Origin of the sequence: Rhodococcus sp. 4CII, from assembly GCF_014256275.1 — a bacterium.
In the GTDB taxonomy this organism is placed as follows: Bacteria; Actinomycetota; Actinomycetes; order Mycobacteriales; family Mycobacteriaceae; genus Rhodococcus_F; species Rhodococcus_F wratislaviensis_A.
Genome location: NZ_JACCFE010000002.1, coordinates 4,353,414 through 4,374,239, shown reverse-complemented (window position 1 = coordinate 4,374,239; position 20,826 = coordinate 4,353,414). Strand labels below are relative to the sequence as shown.

General features: G+C 67.3%; 19 protein-coding genes and 1 pseudogene. 11 read left to right on the top strand and 9 right to left on the bottom strand.

Going from position 1 to position 20,826, the window contains the following annotated elements:
• Positions 1–103: 103 nt before the first annotated feature.
• Entirely contained in the window at positions 104–661 is a 558-nt protein-coding gene (locus tag H0B43_RS21010; protein ID WP_312033683.1) for a LysR substrate-binding domain-containing protein, read from the bottom strand.
• A 28-nt stretch (positions 662–689) separates the two neighbouring features.
• Here H0B43_RS21010 and H0B43_RS21005 point away from each other — a divergent pair, with 28 nt between their 5' ends.
• The 4 genes and pseudogenes from H0B43_RS21005 (at position 690) to H0B43_RS43205 (ending at position 2,253) form a co-directional block, all read left to right on the top strand.
• Entirely contained in the window at positions 690–1,148 is a 459-nt protein-coding gene (locus H0B43_RS21005; protein ID WP_312033684.1) for an aldehyde dehydrogenase family protein, read from the top strand.
• Positions 1,149–1,207: 59 nt separating this feature from the next.
• Positions 1,208–1,354, top strand: a complete 147-nt coding sequence (locus H0B43_RS21000; RefSeq protein WP_185726185.1) for a hypothetical protein — start codon at positions 1,208–1,210, stop codon at positions 1,352–1,354.
• Between the two features lie 55 nt (positions 1,355–1,409).
• Positions 1,410–1,652 (top strand): annotated as a pseudogene (locus tag H0B43_RS43210) (alpha/beta hydrolase); the annotation flags it as partial.
• Between the two features lie 157 nt (positions 1,653–1,809).
• Positions 1,810–2,253, top strand: coding sequence for an alpha/beta hydrolase (locus tag H0B43_RS43205; RefSeq protein ID WP_213015205.1), 444 nt, complete (start codon positions 1,810–1,812; stop codon positions 2,251–2,253).
• Positions 2,254–2,276: 23 nt separating this feature from the next.
• Here the strand turns inward: H0B43_RS43205 and H0B43_RS20990 are convergent, their stop codons facing one another.
• Positions 2,277–5,543: a protein kinase domain-containing protein gene (locus tag H0B43_RS20990; protein WP_185726186.1), complete on the bottom strand. Its 3,267-nt coding sequence runs from the start codon at positions 5,541–5,543 to the stop codon at positions 2,277–2,279.
• Between the two features lie 207 nt (positions 5,544–5,750).
• On the opposite strand from H0B43_RS20990, the gene H0B43_RS20985 reads away from it, so the two are divergent.
• Both H0B43_RS20985 and H0B43_RS20980 read left to right on the top strand, forming a co-directional pair.
• Positions 5,751–6,179, top strand: coding sequence for a MarR family winged helix-turn-helix transcriptional regulator (locus H0B43_RS20985; RefSeq protein ID WP_185726187.1), 429 nt, complete (start codon positions 5,751–5,753; stop codon positions 6,177–6,179).
• Positions 6,163–7,599: an MFS transporter gene (locus H0B43_RS20980; protein ID WP_185726188.1), complete on the top strand. Its 1,437-nt coding sequence runs from the start codon at positions 6,163–6,165 to the stop codon at positions 7,597–7,599. The genes H0B43_RS20985 and H0B43_RS20980 overlap by 17 nt, the downstream gene beginning before the upstream one ends.
• On the opposite strand, the gene H0B43_RS20975 is transcribed toward H0B43_RS20980, so the two are convergent.
• Genes H0B43_RS20975 through H0B43_RS20960 form a run of 4 tightly spaced genes read right to left on the bottom strand, consistent with a single transcriptional unit; the run spans position 7,596 to position 11,701 of the window.
• On the bottom strand, positions 7,596–8,792 hold the full coding sequence (locus H0B43_RS20975; protein WP_185726189.1) for an acetyl-CoA C-acetyltransferase: 1,197 nt from the start codon (positions 8,790–8,792) through the stop codon (positions 7,596–7,598). The two genes, H0B43_RS20980 and H0B43_RS20975, sit on opposite strands and share 4 nt — an antisense overlap.
• Positions 8,793–8,806: 14 nt before the next feature.
• A complete protein-coding gene (locus H0B43_RS20970) occupies positions 8,807–9,259 on the bottom strand; it encodes a MaoC family dehydratase (RefSeq protein WP_185726190.1) in 453 nt (150 codons plus the stop codon).
• A gap of 44 nt (positions 9,260–9,303) precedes the next feature.
• On the bottom strand, positions 9,304–10,527 hold the full coding sequence (locus H0B43_RS20965; protein WP_185726191.1) for an acetyl-CoA C-acetyltransferase: 1,224 nt from the start codon (positions 10,525–10,527) through the stop codon (positions 9,304–9,306).
• A 4-nt stretch (positions 10,528–10,531) separates the two neighbouring features.
• Positions 10,532–11,701 carry an acyl-CoA dehydrogenase family protein gene (locus H0B43_RS20960; RefSeq protein ID WP_185726192.1) on the bottom strand — a complete coding sequence of 390 codons (1,170 nt, stop codon included), beginning with the start codon at positions 11,699–11,701 and terminating at the stop codon, positions 10,532–10,534.
• Between the two features lie 230 nt (positions 11,702–11,931).
• Between H0B43_RS20960 and H0B43_RS20955 the strand changes: the two genes are divergently transcribed.
• Genes H0B43_RS20955 through H0B43_RS20940 form a run of 4 tightly spaced genes read left to right on the top strand, consistent with a single transcriptional unit; the run spans position 11,932 to position 15,149 of the window.
• Positions 11,932–12,273 carry an AMP-binding enzyme gene (locus H0B43_RS20955; protein ID WP_185726193.1) on the top strand — a complete coding sequence of 114 codons (342 nt, stop codon included), beginning with the start codon at positions 11,932–11,934 and terminating at the stop codon, positions 12,271–12,273.
• Positions 12,274–12,295: 22 nt separating this feature from the next.
• Positions 12,296–13,486, top strand: a complete 1,191-nt coding sequence (locus H0B43_RS20950; protein WP_185726194.1) for an acyl-CoA dehydrogenase family protein — start codon at positions 12,296–12,298, stop codon at positions 13,484–13,486.
• A 32-nt stretch (positions 13,487–13,518) separates the two neighbouring features.
• The gene (gene fabG / locus H0B43_RS20945; protein ID WP_144288532.1) at positions 13,519–14,262 is read left to right on the top strand and encodes a 3-oxoacyl-ACP reductase FabG; all 744 of its coding nucleotides are present in this window, start codon (positions 13,519–13,521) and stop codon (positions 14,260–14,262) included.
• 17 nt (positions 14,263–14,279) lie between these two features.
• A complete protein-coding gene (locus tag H0B43_RS20940; protein ID WP_185726195.1) occupies positions 14,280–15,149 on the top strand; it encodes a LysR family transcriptional regulator in 870 nt (289 codons plus the stop codon).
• Here H0B43_RS20940 and H0B43_RS20935 read toward each other — a convergent pair.
• Positions 15,089–15,982 (bottom strand): LysR family transcriptional regulator, encoded by an 894-nt coding sequence (locus tag H0B43_RS20935; protein WP_185726196.1) that lies wholly within the window; start codon positions 15,980–15,982, stop codon positions 15,089–15,091. The two genes, H0B43_RS20940 and H0B43_RS20935, sit on opposite strands and share 61 nt — an antisense overlap.
• Positions 15,983–16,053: 71 nt before the next feature.
• On the opposite strand from H0B43_RS20935, the gene H0B43_RS20930 reads away from it, so the two are divergent.
• On the top strand, positions 16,054–16,821 hold the full coding sequence (locus H0B43_RS20930) for a hypothetical protein (protein ID WP_185726197.1): 768 nt from the start codon (positions 16,054–16,056) through the stop codon (positions 16,819–16,821).
• Positions 16,822–16,844: 23 nt separating this feature from the next.
• On the opposite strand, the gene H0B43_RS20925 is transcribed toward H0B43_RS20930, so the two are convergent.
• Together H0B43_RS20925 and H0B43_RS20920 are read right to left on the bottom strand one after the other, a co-directional pair.
• Entirely contained in the window at positions 16,845–19,220 is a 2,376-nt protein-coding gene (locus tag H0B43_RS20925) for an FdhF/YdeP family oxidoreductase (RefSeq protein ID WP_185726198.1), read from the bottom strand.
• 14 nt (positions 19,221–19,234) lie between these two features.
• Positions 19,235–20,785: an FAD-dependent oxidoreductase gene (locus H0B43_RS20920; protein ID WP_185726199.1), complete on the bottom strand. Its 1,551-nt coding sequence runs from the start codon at positions 20,783–20,785 to the stop codon at positions 19,235–19,237.
• Positions 20,786–20,826: the final 41 nt, after the last annotated feature.

Sequence of the window (20,826 nt, the reverse complement as noted above, 5' to 3'; positions counted from 1 at the left end):
AACGTCGGCAGCTGCTTCTACAGAGTTTCCACCCCAAAGCCTGCTCGCCCGGGTACTGCCGCGTCAATCGACGAGGGCGGCGACACCTCGATGCGGCCAAGGATCAGGAAGGTGCACTGAGCCGTTCGTCAGGCTCTGCTTGTTCCTCGAGCGGACGGTCGAGCAGCTGCGCGACGAGTGCGCGCGTCGCCGGGCTCAGCGCCCTGCCGCGCGCGGTGGCGAGGTGGATCCGGCGCACCGCCCACGGCTCGGCGAGTTCCATCACTGCAACGCGACTCCTCCTTTCGTGGTCGAGTAGGCACTCCGGCTGCACGGTGACGCCCATTCCCGCCTGGACGAGACTGATCGCGACTTCTCCGCTCCGCACGGAGTGCTTGGAATCGAACTGCTCTCCCAGCCGATTCGCGGCCGCGCGAAATGCGGGGACCATCGCACGCGCCGCGAACAGATTCTCGGGCAGCAACTCCTGAAATGTCACCGCCGACTGCTCGGTGAGCCGGTGCCCCAGCGGCACCACAGCTACCAGGCGATCTCGCCGGTAGGGCGTGACGTCCACACCGTCGAGGTCGAGTTCGTGTGCGGCCGCGAAGACCCCGAGGTCCGCTTCACCGCGCGCGGCCTGCTGAACGATCTCGGCGTTCTCGGTCTCGCGCAATCCCACCGATCCGGCCAACCTGTTCGGCCCCCTGGTGTCCGAACGGCAGCGAGATCGGGTCGAGTCCTACCTGGAGTTGGGGCAACGCGAAGGGGCGAAGGTCGTCGTCGGCGGTGCCCGGTCCACGGCGTTCGATCGGGGCTACTACATCGAGCCGACCGTCTTCCGGGACGTCACGAACGACATGCGCATCGCCCGTGAAGAGATCTTCGGACCCGTCCTCGTCGTCATTCCCTACGAGGACGAGGACGAGGCGATCGCCATCGCGAACGATTCCGACTACGGACTCGGCGGTGGAGTCTTCTCGCCGGACCGCGAGCACGCGACCGCGGTCGCCCGCCGGATCGTCACCGGAACGATCGGAGTCAACAGCGCGTCGTTCCCCACGGAGGCGCCGTTCGGCGGCGTGAAGAACAGCGGCATGGGTAGAGAACTCGGGCCCGGCAGCCTCGAGCCGTATCTGGAGCTCAAGACGATCTTCCGGAGCGTCTGAGCGCCCGGGCACACCGAAGGAAGCACAGTGCCGAAGGAAACGCAGTGCGGAAACGTCCCATGACAGACGCGGCACGGCCGGAACACCCGACGGATGCGCGGCGGGTGATGCACCTCGAGGCAGTCGGTCACGCCGCCTGCGTGGGCTGGCGCCGGGACGACCCCTCCGCGATCCTGCCCGGCTGCTGCGTGTGGCGGTCGCCATGATCGTCGCGGCAATCGGTGGCTACTTCCTCCGTGACTTCGAAGAGCAGGTCCTCGTCTGTGTCGGTGCGTTCGTCGGGGGCATCGGGTCGTTGATGCCGCACAACCGATCACGTCGGGCAACGTCTACGGCAGCGCCCTCGCCGCGGAAGGGTTCGTCGTCATCGCGTTCGACGCAAGCTTCCAGGGCTCCAGCGGCGGCGAGCCGCGCTTCATCGAGGACCCGACATTCCGTGTCCAGGACTTCAGCTACGTCATCGACTACCTCGTGACGCTGCCCTACGTGGATGACGATCGTATCGGTGTTCTCGGAATCTGTGGCGCGGGCGGCTACGCAGTCAACGCCACGATGACCGAGCGCCGAATCAAGGCCCTCGGCACGGTCACGGGCGCGAACTACGGTCGGCTGATGCACGAAGCTTGTCACCGGCTACGACCCCATCGGTGCCCTCGAAGCCATGGCGGCACAACGCACCGCCGAAGCGCGTGGCGCCGAGCTGCGGGTGGACGACCTGCTGCCGCCTTCTCCGGAAGTCGCCAAGGACAAGGGCCTCACCGAGATCGACGTCTACGAGGCGACCGAGTACTACCGCACCGATCGCGGACAGAAACCGCACGGTCTCAACCGTTCGCTGTTCTCTCATCAGGCCACCGCCGTCGGCTGGGATGCTTTCAACCGCGCCGAGGTGCTCTTGACTCAACCGATGTGCATCGTGGTCGGTGACAAGCCGGGCGCATTCGGGGCGTACCGCGACGGCCTGGAAATCGTCCGGCGCGCAGCATCCAAGGACAAGGAACTCGTTGTCGCCGAGGGCTTCTCCCACTACGACCTCTACGACAAGCCCGAGCCCGTCAAGATCGCCCTCGACAAGCTGATCCCCTTCTACAAGAAGCATCTCTGAGATCACCGCGGGCAACCGGGAGCCTAATCGTGTTCCCGCTGCTCCACGACCCAGGCGGCGACCTGCGCCCGGGAGGTGAAGCCCAGTTTGGCCAGGATGTGCTCGACGTGCCCTTGCGCGGTGCGCGGTGAGATCACGAGGCGGTCGGCGATGGCCTGATTGGTCAGGCCTTCGGCGATGAGGTGGGCGACTTCGTGTTCGCGCTTGGTCAGTCGTGTCGACGCGCCGGTGTCACGCGCGGGGGTTCCGGACTGTTGCTCGTGGAGCGCGTAGGCGATGGCCGCGTCGAAGCCGAGTTGCTCGCCTTCACGTCGGGCGGCCTCGAACGCTTTGTCGCCGAGGTCCTTCCGCGCCTTCTCCAAGTATTCTTTTTGGTAGACAATCAGATTGGAGTGAATCACCGCGGAACTGCCGATCGCTCGCGCCAGCCCGTCCGCAGCCCCCATCAGAACGGCGGCCCGGAGTGCATCGTGTCGTTCGAAACTGATCCAGGCGAGCGCTTCGAGGCAGGCCGAAACGACACGGGGACTGCGCACCTGCCTGGTCAGCTGCAGCGACTCCTCGAGCAGTTGCACCGAACGATCTGCATCGCCCTGCTGCCAGACGGCAATTCCCAGGGCCCACAGGGAGTGCGAGCGATACATCTTCTCGCCGAATTTCTCCGTGATCGCGAGGACCCGCTCGTGGCATTCGATCGCCTGCGATGCCGAGCCGCTGAGTCCGTAGGCCGTCCCGAGCGGGTACAGGGCGGCAACTTCAAGCGTGCGGTCTCCCCGTCGGCTGAACTCTGCGAGCGCGGTCTCCAGGTGCGAGCGGGCACGGACGAGGTCACCGCCCAGGAGGCCGAGCATTCCGTCGGCGAAGGAGACGAACGCCCGTACCGAGGGGTCGCTGGTCTTCGCTGCCAGCGCGCGCCCTTGCTCGACGAGTGCCGTCCCCGTGTTCAGGTCACCCTGCACGTTCGCCATCACGCTGGCACCGTAGAGACCCTTGGCCCACTCGAGGGTGGGTGCGCCGCTCTGCCGGGCGACCAGTTGTCCGAGCCAGCGCCGCCCCTCGTTGTACAGGCCCTGCGAGCTCCAGAACAGAAACAGTGCGGCGGCGGTACGCAGCCCGGCGGCGGGATCATCGTCGATACTGAACTCGAGCGCCTCCCGCAGATTCGGTTGCTCCCGCTTCAGCCGGGTGATCCACTCCACCTGCCGGGCACTGATCCACTCCGCCTCCGATTCGAGCGCCAACGCCTCGTACCAGTCCCGATGCCGACGACGCAACGACAGAGCCTCACCGGTCTGCTCGAGTTTCTCGTAACCGTAGTCGCGGAGCGTCTCGAGCATCCGGAACCGCACCACCGACCCGTGCTGCTCCCGGATCAGGATCGACTTCTCCACCAGCGACGTCAGCGTGTCCAGCAACTCGTCCGGATCCAGGCCCGCGCCGCACACCCGCTCGGCGGCATCGAGTTCGAAGCTCCCGGCGAACACCGCCACCCGCCCCCACACCAGTTGCTCACCGGCACTGCACAACTCGAAACTCCAGTCGACCGACAACCGCAACGTCTGCTGCCTCGACGGCGCACCCCGACTGCCCCGGGTCAGCAGGGCGTAACGATCGGTCAACCGCCCGAGAATCTGCTCGGCCGACATCGCCCGCAACCGGGCCGCCGCCAACTCGATCGGCAACGGCAACCCGTCGAGGCGATGGCAGATCCCCGCCACCGCCGCCGCGTTGTCCTCGGTCAGCGCGAATCCGGGAACGGCGGCCGCGGCGCGCTCGGCGAACAGGGTCACCGCATCGTAGGTAGGCAAACCCCGCAGAGACGGCTGCCGGCCGGGATCCGGCACGGTCAACGGCGGAACCCGTAGCACCGCCTCCCCACCGATGCCGAGGGGCTCGCGGCTGGTCGCCAGAACCCGTACCTGGGGGCACACCCGCAGGACGTGACCCACGAGTTCGGCGGCCGCGTCCACCAGGTGTTCACAGTTGTCGAAAATTAGCAGCACCTCCCGCGGGGCGAGGAACTCGATCAGCACCTCCCGCAGCGGCCGCGCCGACTGATCCCGCACCCCCACCGCTGCCGCCACCGCATCGACCAGCGACGACCCGTCGCGCAGTTCCCCCAACTCGACCAGCCGCACACCGTCGGCATAGTCGCGCTGCACCGCCGCCGCGACCCGCATCGCCAACCGCGTCTTGCCGACACCACCGATCCCGGTCAACGTCACCAGCCGGGACCCGGTCAGCAGATTCCTCGCCTCCGTCAACTCGTGCCGGCGACCGACGAAACTCGTCAGCTCCAGAGGGAGGCTGCCCGTCGCGCCCACAGAGGCGGACGGCGGCGACAATCGTCCGCGCACCGACGGCTGCTGCCCGTCCCCCTGCGCGCCGGGTTCCGCGCGCAGGGCCATCTCGTCGACCGGCATCCCATGGTCGCGTTGGAGCCTGCGCAGTTCCTCCCCGAAGTCGGCGGCGGTGGCCGGACGATCACCGGGATCGCGGGACATCGCGCGGGCGATCACCGCGGACACGTCGTCGTCGATCCCGTGCTCACGAAGGTCGGGCACCTCTTGCGTGGCGATCCGCAGGAACTGCGCCACCACCTGCTCCCCGCTGCGCCGTTCGAACGCCGCATGTCCGGTCAACGCACTGAACAGCGTCGCTCCCAGACCGTAGACGTCGGCGGCCGGGCTCGGCGGATCACCGGCGAGCACCTCCGGCGCGGTGTAGGCGGGCGACCCGGTGATCGCACCGGTTGCGGTCTCGAAACCACCGCTGATGTGCGCGATACCGAAATCCGCCAACTCCGGTTCGCCGTAGTCGGTAAGCAGAATGTTCGCCGGCTTGATGTCGCGGTGCAGAATCCCGAGCCGATGCGCCGACTCCACCGCACCCGCCAACTTCACCCCCACCCGCAGCACCCGATCCAGTGCCAGCGGACCGTCGCGGCGGATGAGCGAGTCGAGGGAATCTTGCGGATGGAACGGCATCACGATGTAGGGAAGACCGGAATCGGTGGCACCGACCTGCAGCACACCTACGATGTTCGGATGCCCCGTCAGCCGGCCCATCGCCCGCTGTTCCCGGAAGAACCTCGCCCGGTTCTCCTCGTCCAGGTCGACGGTGAGCACCTTCACCGCGACCGTGCGGTCCAGGTCTGCCTGCGTGCAGCGGTAGACGACGCCGAATCCGCCGCGACCGATCTCCACGGCATCCTCGAACCCGGCGCCCGCCAACTCCGCGGCCGGCGACGGCGGATACCGCTGCGTGTCGAGCGGATCACCTTCACCCATCGGACGGACCACTCACCCCGTCGGCTCATCGGCCATCGCGCTGGTCCCGACGGCACGACCAGCGCACATTCCTGTGGACTCACCTCGCGATGGCGTCCTCTCGAGGATATCGCCGACGGAGGCCGGTGCGGACGATCCTGGCAGTGACCGGTGTGAGCCTCCCCATTTAGTCAATTAGATTGATCAATCTGGTTGTACGCTTTGCTCATGATCACCGAACAGGCCACCGCTCAGGTCCTGCGGGAAGCTTTGCGCCCGATCTGGCGACAGTTCACCGCGGGCAGGACGATCTCCGTCGGCAAGATAGGCGTGCTCGCGTATCTGGCGAAGCACGGACAAACGTCCGCGTCGACACTCGCGACGGCCGAGCGGATCAGCCCCCAGGCGATCGCCACGGCCGTGCGCGAACTGGAAGGTCTCGGGTTGGTCGTGCGGACGCCCGACGAGCAGGATCGACGTCGGATCTGGATCGAACTCACCGACTCCGGTCGGGAGAGGCTGGCGCAGGAACGGTCGAAGGGCCTGGATTGGCTGGAGCAGGCGATCGCGGAGCGGCTGACCGCCGAGGAGAAGAAGACCCTCGACTCCGTCGTCCCGATTCTGCGCAAGCTGGTGGACGATGCGCCCGTCGACTGAGACCACCACGCACCCCCGGCTACTGCCGGCCCTGGCCTACGCTGCCCTGACCACCGCCATCGTCAGTTCACTCGGCATGCTGCTGGTGCCCACGATCTCCCACGACATGCACGTCGAGGTGAGCACCGGCCAGTGGATGCTCACCGTCAATCTGCTTGTCGGTGCGGTCGCGACACCGATCATGGGCCGGCTGAGCGACGGCCCCCACAAGAAGCGCCTGCTGCTGTGCTCGCTGACCACGATCCTGGTCGGCTCGATCGTCGCGGCCGCCGCCCCCACCTTCACCGTCTTCCTCATCGGACGCGCCCTGCAGGGACTCACCTACGGAATCGTTCCGGTCACGATCGCGCTGGCCCGCCGCTATCTCCCCGAGAACCAGGCCCGGCTCGGCATCTCCAGCCTGTCGGTGACGGTGACGACGGGCCTCGGACTCGGATACCCCCTGACCGGCATTCTCGCGGACCTTCTCGGGTTCCGTTTCGCGTTCTGGTTCGCGGCACTGTTCCTGATCACCACCATCCTCGTCGTCTGGCGTGTCGTTCCCGCGGGCCCCGACGAGCAGGCGCCACGCAACACGCTCGACGTGCCCGGCGCCCTGCTGGTCGGCACCGGACTCGCGTCACTTCTCGTCGCCGTCAGTGAGGGCTCGCGGTGGGGCTGGGGCTCTCCGTGGACCGTCGGGTTCTTCGCCGGGGCCGCGATACTGCTGACGGCGTGGACGCTCGTCGAACTGCGCACCCCACACCCGCTGATCAACCTGCGGGTATTGCGCAACGCTGACGTGCTGGTCGCGAACAGCACCGCGATCGGCCTCGGCGCCGCGATGTACATCGGACTCTCGATCGGAAGCCTCATCGCCCAGGCGCCCGCCTCCACCGGCTACGGCATCGCATTGCCCCTGTTCTGGGCCGGATTCGTAATGCTTCCCCTGTCGGTCGCCAGCTTCGGCGCGAACCGACTCGTCCGCGCGGTCTCGCACCGGATCCGCATGAGAACGCTGCTGCTCCTCGGCGCGGGCCTCGTGACGGCCTCGAGCGTGCTCCTCTGGGTCGCCCACCACGCACTGTGGGAAATCCTGATCGGCATGCTGGGGTTCGGCGCCGGGATGGGCATGACGTACGCGGCGATGCCTGCCCTGATCGCACGCAGCGTCGCCGACACCGAACTCGGCAGCGCCGTGAGCTTCAACCAGGTGCTGCGTACCGTCGGCGGCTCGTTCGGCAGCGCCGTCGCGGGTGCGGTGCTCGCTGCGAACCTGGCACCGGACCTGCTTCCCACCGAAACCGGGATCGCGCACGCACTCGCCATCGGATCGATCGGATGCGCGATCGTCTTCGCCGCATTGCTTGTCAATTACGTGAAGTCGCGTCTGCCGGCGCCGAAGTCGGAGCCGGCAGACGCGAGTGTCAGTCGAGGTTAGGCACCTTCGACGACGGCGGCCATCCCCTGCCCGCCACCGATGCACATCGTGACGAGCGCCTTGCCGCCGCCACGCCGCCGCAGTTCATGCAGCGCGGTGGTGGTCATCCGCGCACCCGTGGCGCCGATCGGGTGCCCGAGCGAGATGCCGGAACCGTTGACGTTCAAGCGGTCCCGGTCGTCGAAACCCCATTCCTTCAGTACCCCGAGCACCTGGCACGCGAACGCCTCGTTCAGCTCGATCAGCGTGAAGTCGTCGAAGCTCGCACCGGTCCGGCGGAACAGCTTCGCCGCGGCCGCGACAGGTCCGAGGCCCATCAGTCCCGGCTCGCACCCGGCGGCGGCCCACCCGGTGAGGAAGCCCATCGGCTCGAGACCGAGTTCGTCCAGCTTGTCCTCGGCAACCACGAGCATCGACGACGCCGCATCGTTCTGCTGGGATGCGTTACCGGCCGTGACGACTCCGTCCTTGACGACACTGCGCAGCCGCGCCAGCGACTCCGCGGTGGTGTCGGGGCGGATCCCCTCGTCACGCGACACGACGGAGACGTTGCCCTTCCGATCGGTGATCTTGACCTCGATCACCTCGTCGTCGAACTTGCCTGCCTCCCAGGCCGCGTGGGCCTTGGCGTGACTGTCGGCGGCGAAGGCGTCGGATTCTTCCCGGCTGATTCCGCACCGCGACGCGACATTTTCCGCGGTCTCGATCATGCCGCTGATCTTCCCGAACCGCCATTCCGGCTGGGAGCGCTCACGGCCGCGGTCGAGACGGTCGTAGAGGTTGAGCGATCCGGCGCGGGTGCCCCACCGGGCTCCGGTGGTGTAGTGCTCGATGTTGCTCATCGACTCGACGCCACCGGCGAGCACGACGTCGGCTGCTCCGGTCTGCACCATCATCGACGCCGTCGCGAGGGCCTGAAGCCCGGTGCCACAGCGACGGTCGGTCTGCAGTCCGGCAACCGAGATCGGGAGTCCCGCCTCGAGCGCCGCCCACCGTCCGATACACGGGGCCTCGGAGTTGGCGTACGACTGCCCCATCGCGACGTCCTCGATGAGTTCAGGGTCGATACCCGACCGCGCGACGGTCTCCTTGATGACCGTCGCCGCCAGGATCTCGGCGGGCACGTCGCGCAGTCCGCCCCCGAATCGGCCGACGGCCGTGCGGACGGGGGCGACCAGTGCTGCTCTACGCATGTTGTTCCTCGTTTTCAGGAGACCAGGACGCGGACGGTCTCGGCGACGCACGCCGGCTTGTCCTCACCCTGGATCTCGATGGTGTATTTGACGACCAGTTGCGCGCCCTGCTTGGTGCGCTCGAACGACACGATCTCGCCGCCGGCCCGCACCTTCGCCCCGACCTTCACCGGCTGGGGGAAGCGAACCTTGTTGAGGCCGTAGTTGATCACCAGCTTCACGCCGTCGATGCGCATGAGTTCGGCGCCGAGTTTCGGCAGCAACGACAGCGTCAGGTAGCCGTGGGCGATGGGAGCGCCGAACGGGCCCTCGGCGGCCCGCTCGGGATCGACGTGGATCCACTGGTGGTCTTCGGTGGCGTCGGCGAACCCGTTCACCCGGTCCTGGGTGATCTCGAGCCAGTCGCTGTGCCCGAGCTGTTCGCCGACTGCGGATTCGACGTCGTCGATTCCCTGAAATACGCGCATGACACTCTCTTCGGGTCGGCCCGGTACCGGGCAAAGGGGAAGGGCTAGATGTTGACGTTCTCGAACACGGCCGCGATGCCCTGCCCGCCGCCGATGCACATCGTCTCGATGCCGTAGCGGGCCGCGCGGCGGTCCAGTTCACGAAGCAGATTGGCCAGGATGCGGCCACCGGTGGCGCCGACCGGATGTCCCAGTGAGATTCCGGAACCGTTGACGTTGAACCGGTCCCGCATGTCGGTGTCGTCGAACTTCCATTCCCGGGCACACGCCAGCACCTGCGCGGCGAACGCCTCGTTGATCTCGAGAAGATCGATGTCGTTCAGTGTGAGCTTCGCCCGGCTCAGCGCCTTGTCGACGGCCGGGACGGGGCCGATGCCCATCCGATTCGGCTCCACCCCCGCCACCCCCCAGCTGACGAGCCGGGCGAACGGGCGCAGGCCGAGTCGCTCCGCGTTGTCGGGGGTGGTGACGATCGCGGCGGCGGCCGCATCGTTCTGTCCGCACGCGTTGCCCGCGGTCACGGTGGCATCCGGGTCGACGCGGGAGCGGATGGGCCGCAGCGCCGCCAGCGACTCGACCGTGACATCACGGCGCGGGTGCTCGTCGGTGGTGTGGACGACGGGATCCTTGCCACGCTTGCCGGGCACGGTCACCGGGATCGTCTCGGCGTCGAACAGTCCGGCGTCCTGCGCCCGGACTGCGCGCGCATGCGATTCGGCGGCGTACGCGTCCTGCTCCTCACGACTGATGGAGTATTCGCGGCGCAGGTTCTCCGCGGTCTCGATCATGCCGCCCTCGACGGGGAAGTTCACGCCGCCGGAGTTGGTGCGCGGCTTGGCGAGCCGGTCGTGGAACTCCACCGACGCACCCTTGACGCCCCAGCGCATTCCGGTGCTGTAGAACTCGGTCTGACTCATCGACTCGGCGCCGCCCGCGATCACCAGATCGCTCATCCCGGTCTGCACCTGCATGGCCGCGTAGATCACGGCCTGCAGCCCCGAGCCGCACCGGCGGTCGAGTTGGATGCCGGGCACGGTGACGTCGAGGCCGGCGTCGAGCGCAGCGATCCGGCCGATAGCGGCCGCCTCGCCGTTGGCGTAGCCCTGACCGAAGATGACGTCGTCGATGTCGTCGGACGTGAGCGACGTCCGCTCGATCAGGCCCTTCAGCACCGTCGACGCGAGGGCGGTGACGGGGACGTCGCGGTACATGCCGCCGAATCCCCCGACGGGGGTGCGGACGGGTTCACAGATCACTGCGTCGAACATCGGTTCAGAGTGCTTTCTTCGCTTCGCGGACGAGGCCGCCGCCGATGATCAGCTGCTGGATCTCGCTGGTGCCCTCGTACAGGCGCAGCAGCCGGACTTCACGATAGATCCGTTCCACCGGAACATCTCTCATATATCCGGTGCCGCCGTGGACCTGCACCGCGAGGTCGGCGACCTTGCCGGCCATCTCCGTGCAGTACAGCTTGGCCACGGACGGGGAGATCCGACGGTCCTCACCGCTGACGTACTTGCGCGCCGCGTCCCGCACCAGCGCGCGGCCCGCGGACACGCCCACCTGCTGGTCAGCGATCATTGCCTGCACCAGTTGGAAGTCACCGATCGGGGTGCCGCCCTGCTTCGTGACCGCCGCGAAGGCGACGGACTCGTCGAGCGCACGCTGAGCACTACCGACGGCGAGGGCCGCGATGTGCACCCGACCGCGGGCGAGCGACGTCATGGCGGCGCGGTAGCCGGCCTCCTCGCTGCCGCCGACCAGGGCGGATTCCGGGACGGTGACGTCGTCGAACGCAACCTCCGCGGTCCAGGCGCCCTCCTGGCCCATCTTCTTGTCCTTGGGCCCGACCACGACACCGGCGGTGTCGGCGGGGACCAGGAACACCGCGATGCCGGTTCCGGTTTCGTCGGCGGGGCGGGTGCGGGCGAAGACGACGAACAGGTCGGCCAGCGGGGCGTTGGTGATGAACCGCTTGGTGCCGTTGATCGTCCACGAACCGTCCTTCAGAACGGCGCGGGTGGTCAGGCCCGCCGGGTTCGACCCGGCCTCCGGCTCGGTCAGCGCGAACGACGCGACCACGTCACCCGACGCGATGCGCTCGAGCCATTCCGACTTCTGTTCGTCCGTACCGAAATTCACCAGCACCTGGCCGGCGATCCCGTTGTTGGTACCGAACATCGACCGCAACGCCAGGCTCGTGTACCCGAACTCCATCGCCAGTTCGACGTCCTGGGTGAGGTCGAGGCCGAGCCCACCCCACTGCTGCGGGATGGCGTATCCGAACAGACCCATGTCTGCCGCCTTGCGGCGAATGTCGTCCGGAATCAGATCCTTTTCCGCGATTTCATTTTCCCTGGGAATTACTTCCTTCTGAATAAAGGCTCTCGTCTGCGCGAGAATGTCCTTGAAGTCTTCGTCGCTCACTTCGCGTTCAGCCATGAAGGTGAATATCCAGCAACCCGGCCCCGCTGTCAAGCACGTACCACGAACACGAACACGCAGCACAGAGCACATTTACGACCCATAGGAACAGGGCAACCCTCGGTTTCCCTGAGCGTCTTTGACCACGGCCGTCCGAGGCACTTGAATAGGGTCAGCGTCCGGGGAAATTGTCCGGGCATATTCGCGAACAATAATATTTCCCGGCGAGATGGAACTCGATATTCGACATGGTAGGCAAACCCGAGGACGCACTCCTCTACAAGGGCTACACCGTCGACCCGCAGGAACTCGAACAGTTGCTGCTGTCCCGGCGCGGTGTGCTCGACGTCGTGGTGGTCGGCCGCTCCGTGCCCGGGGTCGGAGAGATGCCGGTCGCGTTGGTGGTCGCAGACACCGCGGCGCACCTCACCGCCGAGAACCTGATCGAGTTCGTCGCCGCGAAGGTGCCGCCGTACAAGAAGGTGCGCGAGGTGGTCTTCGTCGACGAGTTGCCCCCGCCCCCGCGGGGCGCCGTGTTGCGGTCGGCGATGCGCGAACGCCTGCACGACGAGCAGAGTACGGAGAACTGATGACTACGGGACAGGTGGAACGATGACACGACTGGCGCAGACCGCCGGACTGACGGACACGCAGGACGAGATCGTCTCGGCGGTACGGGCGTTCGTCGACAAGGCGATCATCCCGCAGGCGCAGGAACTCGAGCACTCCGACACGTACCCGACGGCCATCGTCGAACAGATGAAGGAAATGGGCCTGTTCGGGCTCACCATCCCCGAGGAGTACGGCGGAATCGGCGAATCCCTCCTGACCTACGCACTGTGCGTCGAGGAGATCGCACGCGGATGGATGAGCGTGTCCGGCGTGATCAATACTCACTTCATCGTGGCGCACATGATCACCCAGCACGGCACACCCGAACAGAAGGCGCAATACCTCCCGCGCATGGCGACCGGTGAACTGCGCGGCGCGTTCTCGATGTCCGAGCCCGAACTCGGATCCGACGTCGCCGCCATCCGGACCAAGGCGGCCAAGGCTGCGGACGGCAACTACGTGATCGACGGCCAGAAGATGTGGCTCACCAACGGCGGGTCGTCGACCTTGGTGGCCGTTCTCGTTCGCACAGAGGAGGGGGCACCGAAGGCCCACGACAACCTCACCGCGTTCCTCATCGAGAAGCCCGCCGGGTTCGGCGAGGTGCTGCCCGGGCTCACCATTCCGGGCAAGATCGAGAAGATGGGCTACAAGGGCATCGACACCACCGAGATGGTGTTCAGCGGCTACCGGGCGGCCGCGGACACGATCCTGGGCGGCGACCCTGGCCGCGGCTTCCGGCAGATGATGGACGGCGTCGAGGTCGGCCGTGTCAATGTCGCCGCCCGCGCGTGCGGTATCGCGCAGCGCGCGTTCGAACTCGGCGTGAAGTACGCGAAGGCGCGGGAGACGTTCGGATCGCCGATCGCCGAGCACCAAGCGATCGCGTTCCGGATCGCGGAGATGGCCACCAAGGTGGAGGCGGCGCACCTGATGATGGTGAATGCGGCGCGGCTCAAGGACTCCGGGGAACGCAACGATGTCGCCGCCGGGATGGCCAAGTACCTCGCCAGCGAGTTCTGCTCGGAGGTGACGCAGGACAGTTTCCGGATCCACGGCGGTTACGGCTATTCCAAGGAATACGAGATCGAACGCCTCATGCGGGAGGCGCCGTTCCTCCTCATCGGCGAAGGCACCAGCGACATTCAAAAGCAGATCATCAGCCGCGGCGTGCTGCGGTCGTACAACTGAGGCGTTTCGGACAACTGAGGAAGGAAGAATTCATGACACTTCTCGAGGGACGGGTCGCCGTCGTCACGGGCGCAGCCCAGGGCATCGGTTTCGAGATGGCCCGGAAGTTCGCGAGTGAGGGCGCGTCGGTCGTCCTGGGCGACATGCACGCCGAGAACGTCAAGGCCGCGGCCGGAAAGCTGGAGGCCGACGGATTCCAGGCAGTTGCCGTCGCCTGCGACGTGACCGATCCGGACCAGATGCAGAATCTGGGAAAGACGGCGATCGACACGTTCGGCGCCATGGACGTGTGGGTCAACAACGCCGGCATCACCCGCGACGCGACGCTGCGCAAGATGTCCCTCGCCGATTTCCGCTCCGTCATCGACGTGCACCTGCAGGGCGCATGGCTGGGCACCCAGATCGCCTCCATCGCGATGCGCGAGGCGGGCAAGGGCTCGATCGTGAACATCTCGTCGATCTCGGGCAAGGTCGGCATGGTCGGGCAGACCAACTACAGCGCCGCGAAGGCCGGGATGGTCGGCCTCACCAAGGCGGCCGCGAAGGAGGTCGCCCACCTCGGCGTCCGGGTCAATGCGATCCAGCCCGGCGTGGTGAACACCGACATGATCCGTGCCCTGCGCGCCGACATCATCGAGGCGAAGCTCAAGGAGGTCCCGATGGGCCGCGGCGCCGAACCCGAGGAGATCGCGAACGTGGCCCTGTTCCTCGCGTCCGATCTGTCGAGCTACATGACGGGGACCGTCCTCGAAGTCACCGGTGGACGCCACATCTGAGGCAGTAGTCTGCACTGGTGGAGTCGCGACACGTCGAGTACTTTCTCGCCACCGTCGACAACGACGGCCTCGCGCTCGCGGCGGAGGCCCTGGGCGTCACCAAGCCGTCGTTGTCGAAGGGGCTGCGCAATCTCGAGCGTGACCTCGGTGTCGAACTGTTCCACCGCGTGGGCCGCGGCCTGGTCCTCAGCGCGGCGGGAAGGGCATTCGTCGGTCCCGCGCGCAAGATCGTGCGAGATCTGGTGGCCGCCGAGAGCTCGCTCGTCGACGTCTCGGGGCTGCCGCGCGGCCGACTCGACATCTGCGCGTCGGCACACGTTGCGGAAGGACCGGTCACGGAACTGATCGGGTCCTTCCGCAAGCAGTACCCCGGCGTGGTCGTCCGGCTCGCCGACCTGCGTCCGGTCGACGTCATCGGGTCGATGATCCGCGACGGGCACTGCGAGATCGCTTTCAGTCATTTCCCCTTCGTTGCAGCGGGATTGACGACGCGCGTCCTCGGAATTCATGAATACTGGCTGGTGGTTCCGCACGACGCCGAAATCACCTGGCGGGACCCCTTCCCCCTCGACGACCTTCCGGACCTTCCCGTGGTGGGGCTGCCCAAGGAGTCGTCGTCGCGCACCGTCATCGAGAAGGCGCTGCAGAACGCAGGCAGCCGGACGACCCTGTCGGCCGTCGTGGAACAGCGCGAAGCCGTCGGCGCTTTCGTCGTCGAGGGTGTGGGAATGTCGTTCATGGAACGCACACTTGCGAAACGCGCCGCTGTCGGCGGAGCACGGATCTGCACCCTCGACCCGCCGATCACCGCACCGTACGGGGTGATCTACGACGAAGCGCGGCTGTCTCCGGCCGGACGCGCATTCCTCGGCACGCTCGCGCCGTGAGCCTCGTCGAGCGCAGCGATGAACGCTGCCGCCGCGGGCGGAGGCGGATCCGGTCTACGGACGATTCCGATGGTGCGCACTTCCGGCGGTGCCAGCGAACGCACCACGACCCCCGGCAGTTCCTGCTCGGCGACGCGCCTCGGAAGCAGCGTCGCCCCCGCACCCTGGACCACCAGCTCCCACATCGACTGGCGGTGGGCACACTCGACGGCGATGTTGTCCACCGGCAGTCGTGGCCGCGACCCGATCTCGACGATCATCGGAATGTCGGCGAGCAGATCGACGGGCACCGGATCCGGTAGTTCGATCGCCAGATCGGCATGGAGTGCGAGCACGATCTCCTGCGTTCCCACCACCCGGGACTCGAGCCCCTGCTGGTCGCCGAGCAGTTCGGTGAACCCGAGATCGCACTCACCCGACCGGACCGCGCGGCCCACGCCGTCGGGAGCGTCCGCCGCCACCGTGACCAGAACCACGCGCGGGAACTGCCGATGAAACCGGCCGACGATGCGCGGAAGCGGATCGGCGGCAAGAGAATTGAGAACCGCGATCGTGAGCGTGCCGGACCGCAGTTCGGCGACATCGTGCACGACGGCCCGCGCCCGCTCGACATCGGCAAGAACCTGCCGCGCCGCGCTCGCGAACGACGCCCCCGCTGGGGTGATCCTCAGCTTCCGCCCGCCACGATCGAACAGTTCCACACCCAGATCGCGTTCGAGGGCGCGGATCGCCTGCGACAGCGACGGCTGGGCGATGAACAGGGCACGCGCAGCCTCGGTGATGCTGCCGTGATCGACCACGGCGACGAGATACTCGGCGTCCCGGATGTCCACCAGCCGAGTCTAGCGATTGCGAAGTGCCGACACGGCTCCGGCAGCCCGCCCGGCGCTTTACGCTGAATGTCATGGCCGCTCTTCGTGCGGAGTGGATCAGGATCTGGCGCAACCCGGCAGACACGCTCGCGACCGTTGCGTTCAACGCCGTGCTGATGATCGGTGCCTGGTTCCTGCTGCCGCGGAACTGGCTGTTCGAGTGGACCGGACCGTCGGGTTTCGCCCTGGCCCTCGCGGGCTGGATGTACGCCGACGTGACCGCCACCAATGTGCTGGCACCGGACCGTGAGCGCATTCTCGCCGCACTCGACGACCGGGACGCACTCGGGGCGATGCTCGGCGCCAAGGCGGTGGCGTTGTGGATGCTGATCGCCCCGCTGTGCGCGACGATTGCGATCGCCGTCGGGTTCGCCGATCGGGACTGGTTGTTCACGGCCGTGGTCGTCGTCGCGGTGGCGCTGTGCCCGTTCGGCCCGCTCGCCGGGTCGAGTCTGGTGGGGGTGTTCTTCCCGTACCACCAGCGTCCGCTGCGGTGGCGGTGGGAGCAGCGCGTGAGGTGGCGAACCGTTGTGGTGCGGTGGCTGATCCTGCTGGTGGTCCCTTACGCGGTGTTTCCGGCGTTCTCGGCGGCGATCGCGGTGGTCCCGGTCGTGTTGTGGCGCATCGTGAAACCGGACGACGTGCACACGGGAATCGGCACGGCCGACTTCGCGCTGTGTGTCCTCGTCGCCGTGGCGAGCTCCGCGCTCATGTGGGTGGTGGCGCGCCGAATCGCCCTGTCGCGCATACAGCAGCATGCGCCGCTGGCGGACTACCTGCGCGACCGCGACAGGGGCTGAGCAGGCACACAATGGCAACTACGTCAGGACAGATGCTTCGGCTGGGGGCTCGATTTGTGGATCCAGTCCGCGCCGACCTCGTCCTGGCCGGCCCCCGGCGGGCATTCGGCGTTGTAGCGGCCTGCGCGCTCCAGTGAGACGACGACGGATTTCGACGTGGGACAGTTGCTGCCTGCCGCCGTGGAGTCGAGGGGAACGAGCGGGTTGGTCTCCGGGTAGTAGGCGGCGGCGGACCCGCGGGGCGTGTCGTACTCCACGATCCGGAAGTCGTGGGCGCAGCGGACCCGGTCGTCCTCGGCCCAGTGGGTGAAGAGGTCGACCATGTCACCGTCGTCGAATCCGAGAGCCGCGATGTCGTCGTGGTGCAGGAAGATCACGCGGCGTCCGCCCTCGATTCCGCGGTAGCGGTCGCTGAGCCCGTAGATCGTGGTGTTGAACTGATCGTGGCTACGGATCGTCTGCAGGATCACGTGGCCCTGGGGCACCTGCAGCACCTCGATCGGGGACACCGCGAATTCGGCGCGGCCGGAGTGGGTGGGGAACGTCCGGGAGTCGCGCGGCGGGTGCGGCAGCACGAACCCGCCCGGCCGCCGGACGTTCACCTCGTACCCCTCGCAGCCGGGGATGACCCGCGAGATGTGCAGGCGGATGTTCGCGTAGTCGTCCCGCATCTTCTTCCACTCGAGGCCGTACCGGTCGCCGATGGTGGCCTCGGCGATGCGGGTGACTATGCCGACCTCCGAATCGAGGTGCGGACTGGCCGGTTTCAGCGGGCCCCGGGACGCGTGGACCGAACACGTCGAGTCCTCGACCGAGATGAACTGGGCCCCGCCGGCCTGGACGTCCTGTTCGGTGCGCCCCCGGGTCGGCAGGATGAGCGCCGTGTCGCCGCACACGAGATGCGAGCGGTTGATCTTGGTGGAGATGTGGACGGTCATCCGGGTCTTGCGCAGTGCGGCGGCGGTGACGTCGGTGTCCGGGGCCGCCTGGACGAAGTTTCCGCCGAGCCCGAGGAAGAAATGCGCCTTGCCGTCGCGCATCGCCCGGATGGAATCGACGGTGTCGTAGCCGTTCTCCCGGGGCGGGTCGAAGTCGAATTCCTTCGCGAGAGCGTCCAGGAAATGCCGCGGCGGGCGCTCCCAGATCCCCATCGTGCGGTCGCCCTGCACGTTCGAGTGCCCGCGCACCGGCAGCAGCCCCGCACCGGGTTTGCCGATGTTTCCCTGGGCGAGTGCGATATTGGTGACTTCTTTGATGATTGCGACCGAATTATGGTGCTGGGTCAGCCCCATCGCCCAGCAGAACACGGTGGCGTCGGAATCGCGCAGAAGCCGGGCTGCATCGGTGATCTGCTCCCGCGACAGGCCGGTCGTGCGGGTGACGACGTCCCAGTCGATGCCGGTGACGTGCTGCTTCCACTGCTCGAACCCGATCGTGTGCTGTTCGATGAACTCGTGGTCGAGGGCGTCCCATTCGACGAGCAGTGACCCGAAGGCCTGCAGCAGGGCGAGATCGCCGTTGAGTGCGATGGGCAGGTGCAGGTCGGACAGGTCGGTGCCCGGGCCCACCATGCCGCGGGGTGTCTGAGGATTCTTGAAATTGACCAGACCCGCCTCGCGCAGCGGATTGATCGCGAGGATCTTGGCGCCGTTCTGCTTGGCCTTCTCCAGCGCCGACAACATCCGCGGATGGTTGGTTCCGGGGTTCTGGCCCTGCAACACAATGAGTTTTGCCTGATACACGTCGTCCATCGTGACGCTGGCCTTGCCGATGCCGATCGACTCCTGGAGCGCGATGCTGGTCGATTCGTGGCACATGTTCGAACAGTCGGGCAGGTTGTTGGTCCCGAACGCCCGGACGAACAACTGGTACGCGAACGCGGCCTCGTTGGACGCCCGGCCGGACGTGTAGAAGATCGCCTCGTCGGGACTGTCCAGGGCGTTCAGCTGGTTGCCGATCAGGGCGTAGGCCTCGTCCCATTCGATGGGTTCGTAGTGAGTTCCGCCCGGCCGTTTCACCATCGGGTGCGTGATCCGGCCCTGCTGCCCGAGCCAGTGCTCGCTGTGGCAGTCGAGGTCGGCGATGCTGTGCCGGGCGAAGAATTCAGGTGTCGCCCGATCCCGCGTCGCCTCTTCCGCCACGGCCTTGGCGCCGTTCTCGCAGAACTCCGCAGCGTGACGATGGCCCGGGTCGGGATCGGGCCACGCGCAGCTCATGCAGTCGAATCCCTCGGCCTGGTTCAGCCGCAGCAACGTCTCGGCCGTCCGGACCACACCCATGTGCTCGAGCGACCGTTTCATCGACACCGCGACAGCGGTCGGCCCGGCCGCATGGTCCTTCGGGGACTCCACCCGGAGGTCGGCCTCGTCGTAGTCGCGTTCCTCGTCCTTGTGTCGCATCGTGCAGCCTTTCGTCAGGACGACCTCCCCACGAGGCGGCCGAGATAGTCGAGGACGTCATCGGCGGCGGTGGCCGCGGCGGTGAGCGCCACGTAGCCGTCGGGGCGCACCACCACCAGCGTGCCACCGTGTGCCCCGTACGCGCTGCGCGCTAAACCGCGGTCGTCGACGACGTCGATACCGGGACCGCGGGAATCGCCCACCACCACGTATTTCACGTCGTCGGGCGCCTCCTCGGCGAGAGTCTGCAGCAGGTGCCGGGACCCGCCGCCGAACCCGAGGATGGTGAAATGCGTGCCGCGGAAGACGTCGAACAGTCGTAGCGGGGTGCCATCCGGGCTCAGGCACGGCGCGTCGGGTGCGCGGTCGCCCGCGCGCACACCCGTCGTCACGTCCCCGTCCTGCGACAGCGAACTCCATGGGTAGCCGAAACCGAGTTGCTGACCGTCCTCGGTGACGGCGCCCGCGAGGCCCGTGGAATCCTCGCTGCCGAGGCTCGCCGCGACCTTCTGCAACCCCTCGCTGCTCACCCCGAGCGTCCAGCGCGCGAGCGGCATGCGCTCCTCCTGATACGTGTCGAGGAGCGACGGGTCCGCGGAGCCGGCCAGCACCAGGGCGAGCTTCCACCCCAGGTTGTAGGCGTCCTGAATGCCGGTGTTCATCCCGAGCCCACCGGCCGGCGGGTGTATGTGGGCCGCGTCCCCGGCCAGGAACACGCGACCGTCGCGGAAGCGGTCCACCATGCGCACGTTGACCCGCCACGTCGACAACCAGGTCGGTTCGGACAGTCGGACGCCCGGATCGCAGGCGACATCGTCGAGCACCCGCTGGAAGTAGTCGAGCGACGGTTCCGGCAGGTTGCCGTCCTCGTCGAAATCGGCGAACGGCACACCCTGGAACTGCCAGGAATTCACTCCCCGGAACGGGCACAACGCGACGAACCCCTTCTCCGGGTGCGTCCACTGGTACCAGCGGTCGGGGGTCAGACCGTCGACGGCGACGTCCCCGAGGAGCATGCCCTCGATTCCGCCGGCCCCCTCGAACGACACCCCGAGCGCCTTGCGCACCGCGCTGCGGCCGCCGTCGCAGCCGACGAGGTAGCGCGCCATGACGGTCCCGCCCCCGGCGAGCCGGACGGTCACCTTGTCGGTGTTCTGGTCGAAACCGACCACCTCGACGCCGCGCTCCACGTCGATTCCGAACTCCGAGAGCCGATCTCGCAGGATCTGCTCGGTCCGCCACTGCGGAATCATGAGCCCGCTGTCGTAGGGACGGTCGGGGCTGGGGCTCAGGTCCGCGTGCGGGTCGCTGTCGCTGACCACCTGACCGCGGACCGCGATCCGGTTGGGAAGGTGCCGGAACCCCGCGTCGACGACCTCGTCGACGATGCCGAGGTCGTCGAATATCTCCTGGCTGCGCGCGGTCAATCCCTTGCCCCGCGAGCCGGCGAACGGCTGGGGCGACTTGTCGAGGATCCGCACCTCGACACCGCGGCGCGCCAGTTCCAATGCGAGCGTGAGACCGGTCGGCCCGGCCCCGGCCACCACTGCCTCGGTAGGGCTCATGGCGTCATCGTATTCGCGAGGGCACCGATCCGGAGGCAAAG

Coding starts and splice junctions, on each gene's coding strand:
- H0B43_RS20960 (WP_185726192.1), bottom strand. CDS start 11,701: ATGGCTGAACGCGAAGTGAGCGACGAAGACTTCAAGGACATTCTCGCG.
- H0B43_RS43205 (WP_213015205.1), top strand. CDS start 1,810: ATGGCGGCACAACGCACCGCCGAAGCGCGTGGCGCCGAGCTGCGGGTG.
- H0B43_RS20955 (WP_185726193.1), top strand. CDS start 11,932: ATGGTAGGCAAACCCGAGGACGCACTCCTCTACAAGGGCTACACCGTC.
- H0B43_RS20920 (WP_185726199.1), bottom strand. CDS start 20,785: ATGAGCCCTACCGAGGCAGTGGTGGCCGGGGCCGGGCCGACCGGTCTC.
- H0B43_RS20925 (WP_185726198.1), bottom strand. CDS start 19,220: ATGCGACACAAGGACGAGGAACGCGACTACGACGAGGCCGACCTCCGG.
- H0B43_RS21000 (WP_185726185.1), top strand. CDS start 1,208: ATGACAGACGCGGCACGGCCGGAACACCCGACGGATGCGCGGCGGGTG.
- H0B43_RS20990 (WP_185726186.1), bottom strand. CDS start 5,543: ATGGGTGAAGGTGATCCGCTCGACACGCAGCGGTATCCGCCGTCGCCG.
- H0B43_RS20970 (WP_185726190.1), bottom strand. CDS start 9,259: ATGCGCGTATTTCAGGGAATCGACGACGTCGAATCCGCAGTCGGCGAA.
- fabG (WP_144288532.1), top strand. CDS start 13,519: ATGACACTTCTCGAGGGACGGGTCGCCGTCGTCACGGGCGCAGCCCAG.
- H0B43_RS20965 (WP_185726191.1), bottom strand. CDS start 10,527: ATGTTCGACGCAGTGATCTGTGAACCCGTCCGCACCCCCGTCGGGGGA.
- H0B43_RS20985 (WP_185726187.1), top strand. CDS start 5,751: ATGATCACCGAACAGGCCACCGCTCAGGTCCTGCGGGAAGCTTTGCGC.
- H0B43_RS20980 (WP_185726188.1), top strand. CDS start 6,163: ATGCGCCCGTCGACTGAGACCACCACGCACCCCCGGCTACTGCCGGCC.
- H0B43_RS20950 (WP_185726194.1), top strand. CDS start 12,296: ATGACACGACTGGCGCAGACCGCCGGACTGACGGACACGCAGGACGAG.
- H0B43_RS20930 (WP_185726197.1), top strand. CDS start 16,054: ATGGCCGCTCTTCGTGCGGAGTGGATCAGGATCTGGCGCAACCCGGCA.
- H0B43_RS20975 (WP_185726189.1), bottom strand. CDS start 8,792: ATGCGTAGAGCAGCACTGGTCGCCCCCGTCCGCACGGCCGTCGGCCGA.